Annotated in this window: 9 protein-coding genes; 3 read left to right on the forward strand and 6 right to left on the reverse strand. The window is 64.9% G+C overall.

Annotated features, from left to right (window positions below):
• From VK804_RS08940 to VK804_RS08950, 3 genes are all read right to left on the reverse strand, one after another.
• The coding region (locus VK804_RS08940) for an S-adenosylmethionine:tRNA ribosyltransferase-isomerase (RefSeq protein ID WP_325370036.1) at positions 1-547 on the reverse strand (547 nt) is incomplete at its 3' end.
• A 207-nt stretch (positions 548-754) separates the two neighbouring features.
• On the reverse strand, positions 755-1270 hold the full coding sequence (locus tag VK804_RS08945) for an AAA family ATPase (RefSeq protein WP_325370038.1): 516 nt from the start codon (positions 1268-1270) through the stop codon (positions 755-757).
• Between the two features lie 31 nt (positions 1271-1301).
• The gene (locus VK804_RS08950) at positions 1302-1583 is read right to left on the reverse strand and encodes a BolA family protein (RefSeq protein WP_325370040.1); all 282 of its coding nucleotides are present in this window, start codon (positions 1581-1583) and stop codon (positions 1302-1304) included.
• Between the two features lie 107 nt (positions 1584-1690).
• Here VK804_RS08950 and VK804_RS08955 point away from each other — a divergent pair, with 107 nt between their 5' ends.
• Positions 1691-2347: a J domain-containing protein gene (locus VK804_RS08955; protein ID WP_325370042.1), complete on the forward strand. Its 657-nt coding sequence runs from the start codon at positions 1691-1693 to the stop codon at positions 2345-2347.
• Between the two features lie 61 nt (positions 2348-2408).
• Here the strand turns inward: VK804_RS08955 and VK804_RS08960 are convergent, their stop codons facing one another.
• A complete protein-coding gene (locus VK804_RS08960) occupies positions 2409-3383 on the reverse strand; it encodes an ABC transporter substrate-binding protein (protein ID WP_325370044.1) in 975 nt (324 codons plus the stop codon).
• A 139-nt stretch (positions 3384-3522) separates the two neighbouring features.
• Positions 3523-4614 carry a citrate synthase/methylcitrate synthase gene (locus tag VK804_RS08965; RefSeq protein WP_325370046.1) on the reverse strand — a complete coding sequence of 364 codons (1092 nt, stop codon included), beginning with the start codon at positions 4612-4614 and terminating at the stop codon, positions 3523-3525.
• A gap of 76 nt (positions 4615-4690) precedes the next feature.
• Here VK804_RS08965 and VK804_RS08970 point away from each other — a divergent pair, with 76 nt between their 5' ends.
• A complete protein-coding gene (locus tag VK804_RS08970; protein ID WP_325370048.1) occupies positions 4691-5914 on the forward strand; it encodes a citrate synthase family protein in 1224 nt (407 codons plus the stop codon).
• Positions 5915-5931: 17 nt separating this feature from the next.
• On the opposite strand, the gene VK804_RS08975 is transcribed toward VK804_RS08970, so the two are convergent.
• A complete protein-coding gene (locus VK804_RS08975) occupies positions 5932-6609 on the reverse strand; it encodes a DedA family protein (RefSeq protein WP_325370050.1) in 678 nt (225 codons plus the stop codon).
• A 309-nt stretch (positions 6610-6918) separates the two neighbouring features.
• Here VK804_RS08975 and cobS point away from each other — a divergent pair, with 309 nt between their 5' ends.
• Entirely contained in the window at positions 6919-7935 is a 1017-nt protein-coding gene (cobS, locus tag VK804_RS08980) for a cobaltochelatase subunit CobS (RefSeq protein ID WP_325370052.1), read from the forward strand.
• Positions 7936-8026 lie beyond the last annotated feature (91 nt).

Genomic DNA, 8026 nt, shown 5'->3' on the forward strand with positions numbered 1-8026 from the left:
CAGCGAACATGGTCTGGTAATCGCCGGCGTCGCGCTCGTCGGGCGCGCGCTTGCCGGCGATGTAAGGCGGCAGCGGCGGGCTGCCGAGATCGGCAATGGCCTGATCCAGCGCCGGCCCGTGAAATGAAAACGACAGCGTGATCTCGCCTTCCTCGCCCTTGTGCTCGACCTCCGCGTCGAGATGGCCGAGCAGGCACACCCTGCCCTCATTGCCGAAACGAACCACGTCGCCCCGCGCCAATTTCTTCGCCGGCTTGACCAGCGCCTGCCAGCGCGAGCCGTCGAGACGTTTTATCAGTGTCGCCTCGATCTTCGGCTCGGGGCCGCGGCCGATGCGGCGGCCCGTCAGCTTGCCCGATATCACCCTGGTATCGTTCACCACCAGCTGGTCGCCGGGCTCGAGCCAGTTCGGAAGGTCGGCGACATGGCCGTCGCGCAACACGCCGTCGGGCTGCACCACCAGCATTTTGGCGCAATCGCGCGGGCTCGCCGGGCGCAGCGCGATGCGGCCGGCGGGAAGTTCGAAGTCGAAGAGATCGGTGCGCATGAGGTGTCGGGCTCACCGGGCGAGAACGGGCCTTACCCTCCCCTGAAGGGGGAGGGTCGACGCGAATGAAATGAGCGGCGGGGTGGGGTGACAGTCTCTCGTCTCGAACAGTGCGCGAGTTGAGAGACCGTCACCCCACCCCGTCTCGCATTTCGCTGCGCTCCATACGAGCCGACCCTCCCCCTCCAGGGGAGGGTGAAGAAAATCTCAGCGCAGGTAGTTCGCCGCTTCGGCAATCAACTTGTCCGGCGTCTCGATCGAAGTGTCCAGCGTGAGCCGCGCGTCGGTCCAGGGTTCGTATTCCGCCCGCCGTTCGAGCACGCGGGCCCAGGTGATCTCCGGCATGCCGGGGATATTGCGGCGGCGCGCTTCGATCCGCGCGCGGTGGATTGTCTCATCCGCGCAAATGCATTCGATGATCTTCAGACCGGCCCGATATTTCGCGGCAAGGCTTCGCCAGGCCGCGCGCGGCGCCTCGATCGGGTTTACCGCATCGACGATGACGGAATGCCCGAGCCGCAGCTGTTCGTCCGCCAATGCGATCGCCACCTCATAGGCCGCAATGCCGGTCTGATCCTTCTTCAGGCCGCCGCGCCACATCGCCGCCTCGATCGGATCGATCGAGAACAGGGGTATCGACAAGGCTCGCGAAACGCCCTCCGCCAGCATGCTCTTGCCGGAGCCGGGCAGGCCGGACAAGACAATGAGAGTTTGCGCTGTCATTGGCCCCGCTCAAATGGCCGGGCGGCGCGGCCTATCCCGTGCCGCCCGCTTCGCCCGGCGCCTGCGCCCTGATCGCCAGCGCATGAACGCTGCCTGCCAGTTCCGCCGAAAGCACGGCATTAATCAGGCGATGGCGCTCGATCCGGCTCTTCCCCTGGAAGGCCGGCGACACGATATAAAGCCGGAAATGCGTCTCGCCGCCTGGCCGGTGGCCGGCATGGCCCTCATGCAGATGTGATTCGTCCGTGACCTCGAGGCTTTCCGGCGCGAAAGCTTCGCTCAACTTGTTCGTGATAGCGTCTTTGGTGCTCATGGCGGCGGCATACGGCGGCCACCGTCCTGCGTCAATGGCGCATCAGAAGAGAAGGTTTCGCAATGTCAAGACTTGAAGCTTTTCGCATTGCGTTGTCATAGTCAGCCATGCCGATTGATTCATCAAAATTCTTCGACTCTATCCGCATCAAGCCCAACAAGCTGACCGCGAAGCAGCAGGCGCAGGCGCGCGAAGAATCCGCCATGTGCGAATGGCCGGAATGCAAGAACAAGGGGCCGCACCGCGCCCCCAAGGGCCGCAACAACGACAAGGAATACTGGCATTTCTGCCTCAACCACGTCCGCGAATACAACCAGTCCTATAACTTCTTCTCCGGCATGAATGCGGATGCGGTCGCGCGCTACCAGAAGGATGCGCTGACCGGCCATCGCCCGACCTGGAAGATGGGGGCCAATACCAGTTCCAAGAAGGGCAAGGGCAGCGCGGCGGCCGACCTCGAAGGCGCCGCCGATCCCTTCAGCATGTTCTCCGAACTCAACGGCCGCGGCCGCTGGCGGCCGGGTCCCGGCGCGGGCTCGGAGACCAAGCCGGAAACCCGGAAAATCTTCAACGCCGAGCGCAAGGCGCTGCAGGTGATGGGGCTCGGCACCGACGCGACGCTGGAAACCGTCAAGGCGAAATACAAGGCGCTGGTGAAGCAGCACCATCCCGACGCCAATGGCGGCGACCGCTCCACCGAGGACCGCCTGATCGAGATCATCAAGGCGTATAATTATCTGAAGACGGTGGTGCGCGCGGGCTGATCGCGCGCGCGAATCGGCATCAAAAGGCTGCGCGGCGAACCGTGTCGCTGCGGGCGGCGCTTCATTCGATGATCTGATCGGCCCGGGCGAGCAGCGAGGGCGCGACGTCGATGCCAAGCGCCTTGGCGGTCGTGAGGTTGAAGACCAGCTCGAACTTGGTCGGTTGTTCGACGGGGAGATCGCCAGGCTTCGTCCCGCGCAGGATCTTGTCGACATAATCGGCGGCGCGGCGGAACAGGTCCGGGACGTTTGCCCCGTAGGACATCAGGCCGCCCGCTTCGACATTTTCGCGGAAATTGAAGATCGTCGGCAGCCGCATCGCGGCTGCCAGCGTGTTGATGCGTGTGGCATTGGCGTTCATGAAGGGGTCATTGCAGACGTAAAGTGCGTCGGCGCGTTCCTTGAGCGCTTCGAAGGCGGATGCGATATCCGCGGCTCGCCGGATTTCCGCCAGCGTGAATTCTATGCCGAGCGCACGAGCCGCCGCCTCGACGTCGGCCATTTCCAGCGCCGCGCCGGGATTGTCGACCTTGGCCATGATCCCCAACCGGCGGAAACCGGGGACGACCTCGCGCAATAGTTCCAGCCGCTTGCCGGCGGTATCGGTCTGCTGAAGCGACAGTCCGGTAACGTTGCCGCCGGGCCGCGCAAGGCTTGCGACCAATCCCGTGCTGACCGGATCGCCCGCGGCGCCGAACACGATCGGGATCGTCGAAGTCGCCTGCTTTGCCGCGACGACCAGTGGATTTGAATGGGTGACGATGACGTCGACCTTGAGGCGAACGAACTCGGCGACGATTTCCGTGACGCGCTCGCTCTTGCCCTCTGCCCAGCGGTATTCGATCGCGAGGTTGCGGCCATCGACCCAACCGAGTTCGTGCAGCCGTTGCGCGAAAGCGGCGGCCCATGAACCCTGGATCGAGGGCGTGCCCCCGCCCATAAACCCGACCACTCGCATCGCCTGCTGCGCGCGCGCCCCAAGCGGCCAAGCGGCCGCTGTGCCGCCGAGCAGCATGATGAATTCGCGGCGTCGCATTTTTCGTCTCACCCGGCCTGTCAGCGAGGATAAGCGTCGCAACGAAAGTTAACACACCGCCGCACGGTGTTGCAGGCAGAATTTTCCCAAAAATCTCTCGAGCCGCTACGGCGGCGTCTTCGTGCCGCCGTTGCCTCACTCAATCCGGCATCGGGCCGATATAGGCCGAACTCGGCCGGATCAATCGGCCGGTGCGTTGCTGCTCGCGGGCATGCGCGGTCCAGCCGGCGGCGCGGGCCACCGCGAAGATCGGCGTGAAGGCCTGTCGCGGGATCTTCAGCGCATCGAGCAGGATCGCGGTGAAAAATTCCACATTGGTGTCGAGCGGGCGGTCCGGATTTTTCCGCCGCAGCGCTTCGCGGATATAGGCCTCGACTTCGCCCGCGAACGGGAGATCGGTGCCGCCGCCGGCGAGCCGCTCGATGGCGCCTTTCAGCACGTCGGCGCGCGGATCGCGGACGCGATAGATTTTGTGGCCAAAGCCCATCAGTCGTTCGCCGCGCGCAAGCGCGCTGTCGACCCACGGCTTGATGCGCTCGCGCGTGCCGATGGCATCGAGCATTTCCAAGACCGGCTCCGGCGCGCCGCCATGCAGCGGACCCGTCAGGGCGCAATAGCCCGCCGTCACGGCCGCGAACAGGTCGGCCTGGGTGGAGGCCACGACGCGGGTGGTGAAGGTCGAGGCGTTCATGCCGTGATCGCACACCGTCACGAAATAAGCGTCGAGCGCCGCTACTTCGCCTGCACCGGGCTTGCGGTTTTGCATCATCGAAAGCGTATCGGCGGCATGGCTTGCGGTCGGATCGGGCGCGACCGGGTCGCTGCCCCCAGCGCGCTGCACCAGCGCACCCGCGATTACCGGAAAGGCGCCGAGGATGGTCGCCTCGTGCGACAGACCGTTCTCGGCGCGCAAGCCGGCAATGGCGGCGCGGACACCGTCGACGATCGACAGGCCTCGCGTGATTCCGAGCAGATCCGGCAGCCGGGCGAAGGCGCGTTGGCGGGCGGCACCGAGGGCGGCGCGCACATAGGCCTCGGCGACCGGCTGGCCGGTACCGCCGCTCCACAGCCGGGCGGTGACGCCCTCAAAACTGGTCTTGTGCACGAGGTCACTGATGCGCTCGCCGACGATGATCAATTCGCCGTGCGCGCCGTCGACATGGCTGAGCACGGTTTCGGCGGCGGCGATGCCGTCGAGCCCGATCGGGCTCTTGGAAAGTTGCAGGTTCATGGTCGATCTCCTCTGAAAGGCGTTCCAAAGGTCGACCCTCTCGACAGATTGATCAATCTTGATTATGTAAATCAATATGAAAAAATCCGCAGGGCTCTACCTTTCCGCCCGCGAAGCCTCGGCCGAGCTCGCGATCTCGCCGGCGACCCTCTACGCCTATGTCAGCCGTGGCCTGATCCGCTCGGAGCCGTCGTCCGACTCGCGCAGCCATCGCTACCGGGCCGAGGACGTCCGCGACCTGAAGGAGCGCCGCGCGCCGTCGCCGGAGCCGCGGGGATTGCGAAATTTCGACGCCGACTTGCCGGTGATGGATTCGGCGATCGCGACCATCACCGAGGACGGCCCGATCTACCGCGGCGTCAACTGCATCGACCTTGCGGAAAAGGACACGCTGGAACATGCCGCGACCTTGCTGTGGGATGTGACCGGGGTCGATCCGTTTGCCCAGGACAATTGCCCCCATGTGTCGGACGAAATGCGAGCGGTCGCGAAAGCCACGTCGCACGTCCCGCCGATCGATCGCACCATCGCCGTGTTGGCGCTGGCGGCAAGCGCCGATCCGCGGGCCTTTACCCGCGCGTCCGACGGCCGCGCGATGGTCGGCGGCCGCATCCTGCGGCTGGTGGTCGCAACCATGCTGAACAGGATGTCCTCGGCCAAACCGCTTCATCTGCAGATCGCCAGGGCATGGGCGCCGGACAACAAGCACGCCGCCGATCTGATCCGCCGCGCGCTGGTGCTGCTCGCCGAACACGAACTGAATGCCTCGGCCTTTACCGTGCGGTGCGCGGCATCGACGGGCTTGAATCTTTTTGATGCGATGATTGCCGGCCTGGTGGCGCTGAAAGGCCCCAAGCATGGCGGCGCGGGTGTTCTGGCGGCGCAGCTCGTCAAGACGCTGGTCGATCGCGACGTGGCTCCGGTGATCCGCGAGCGGGTGGCGCTGGGCGAGCGTTTCGCTGGCTTCGGTCACGGCGTCTACAAGCTTGGCGATCCGCGCGCGCACGCCTTGCTGGATGCGCTGGCGCGCGCGGGGGCTGCGGAAAAACTCACCCGGGAAATTCCCGAACGGATCGCAGAGGCGACCGGAGAATTCGTCAATATCGACTATGCGCTCGCGGTGCTGGTGCACACGCTGGGATTGGCCCCCGGCAACGAACTGGTGCTGTTTGCGATGGCGCGCACGGTCGGATGGATCGCGCATGCCAGCGAGCAGTTGCGGCACGGCGGACTGATCCGCCCGCGCGCGCGCTATATCGGCCCCGTGCCGGGGCGCAGCCCGGCCGCCGGACGGCCGTGAGGTTTCGCGGGCCGAATCTATCGAAAATCCTTTCGAATCTTCTCAGCTGTCGGTTCGACCAGGCCGCCGCCATGCCGGCGGCGGATGATCCAGGTGACGAGCGCGAGGATCAGCGCGCCGCCGATCACCGCCAATATCCAGATGTGCCGGGCGAGCCCGGCATGATGCGGCAGCCCGGCATATTCGTGCAGCGCCGACACCGCCAGCACGCCCGGCAGCACATGCGCCGGCGCCCACAGCAGTATCGCTGCGATGTTCACGGGGTAAAAACGCGGCGGCGCCATGCCGAGCGCGCCGGCCGTGATCGGCACAAAGGCCCGGATCGGCGGCACGAAGCGCGCGAAGAACACCGCAAGCACACCCCAGCGATGAAAGAATGCCTCGCTCTGGGCGATCACCCGCGGATAGTTAGACAGCGGCCAGGCCGAAAGGATTTCGCGCTGGGCACGATGCCCGATCCAGAACGCCGATCCATCGCCGAGCAGCGCGCCGGCGACCGCGGCTGCCAGCACCCATTCCAGCCGCAACTGGCCGCCCGGCACCAGCGCGCTCAGTGCCAGGATGATGGTCGAGCCGGGGATCACCGAGCCGACGACCGGAACGGCCTCCAGAAGCGCGGCCAGAAACAGCGTGAGATAGGCAAGCCACGCATTTGCCGAGACGAAGGCAATCAATTGATCGAGGTAGAAGGTCACAAAATTCCTGTCGTTGGCGTGTTCCGGGTCAGGCGCAGACCTAACATAAACCCCGGCAAGGGTGGAAAGTGCCGTCCAGGGCCTCGGTGATGGCCGGCGAGCCTGATTGGCCTAGTGAAACCAAGCGTGATTCGCAGGGCAGCCTTCCAAAAACCGTGGCAAGCGCCTATCTTGATGATAACGCAACGGAACTTTGATTGAGCCGCGGGCTTCTGCCGGCCGTTGCTCTCTGATAGGTTCCTTTGAGTACCCATCCGCAGCCATATTCGCAAATCTGGTTTCGGGAGCGCCCGGGACCTCGGAGGATTAATGACGACCGCCGCCACGACTACCAAACTGCAAGACTCTGCCGGGGCTGTGCCCGCCGGTCTGCCCGACATGAAGGTGTCGGTGCGGCAGGTATTCGGGATCGATACTGACCTCGAAGTCCCCGCCTATTCCGAAGTCGATCCGCATGTGCCCGACATCGATTCGGATTACCGCTTCGATCGCGCCACCACGCTCGCCATCCTCGCAGGCTTCGCCAAGAACCGTCGTGTCATGGTCACGGGCTATCACGGCACCGGCAAGTCGACCCATATCGAGCAGGTCGCGGCGCGGCTGAACTGGCCCTGCGTACGCGTCAACCTCGACAGCCACATCAGCCGTATCGATCTCGTTGGCAAGGACTCCATCGTCATCAAGGACGGCAAGCAGGTCACGGAATTCCGCGACGGCATCCTGCCCTGGGCGCTGCAGCACAACATCGCGCTGGTGTTCGACGAATACGACGCCGGCCGGCCCGACGTGATGTTCGTGATCCAGCGCGTGCTGGAAGTCTCCGGCCGCCTGACGCTCTTGGACCAGAACAAGGTGATCAAGCCGCATCCCTCGTTCCGACTGTTCTCGACCGCCAACACGGTCGGCCTCGGCGATACGTCGGGCCTCTATCACGGCACCCAGCAGATCAACCAGGGCCAGATGGACCGCTGGTCGATCGTCACCACGCTGAACTATCTGCCGCACGACAACGAGGTCGAGATCGTGCTCGCCAAGGCGCGGCACTATCGCAACGCCGAAGGCCGCGACATTGTCGGCAAGATGGTGCGCGTCGCCGATCTCACGCGCAACGCCTTCATGAACGGCGACCTCTCCACCGTCATGAGCCCGCGCACCGTGATCACCTGGGCGGAGAACGCCGACATCTTCAACGACATCGGCTTTGCCTTCCGGCTGACCTTCGTCAACAAATGCGACGAGCTGGAGCGGCCGCTGGTCGCCGAGTTCTATCAGCGCTGCTTCGGGCAGGAACTGCCGGAGAGTGCGGTGAACGTGGCGCTCAGCTAAGCCGCCGCCGTGGCCTCCAACATCAAGCCCAAGACGCCGGCCAAGGAAGCGCCGACCGAGCCTTTCAAGCGCGCGGTCGGCGTTTGTCTGC

Source organism: Bradyrhizobium sp., from assembly GCF_035484855.1.
Lineage (GTDB): Bacteria > Pseudomonadota > Alphaproteobacteria > Rhizobiales > Xanthobacteraceae > Bradyrhizobium.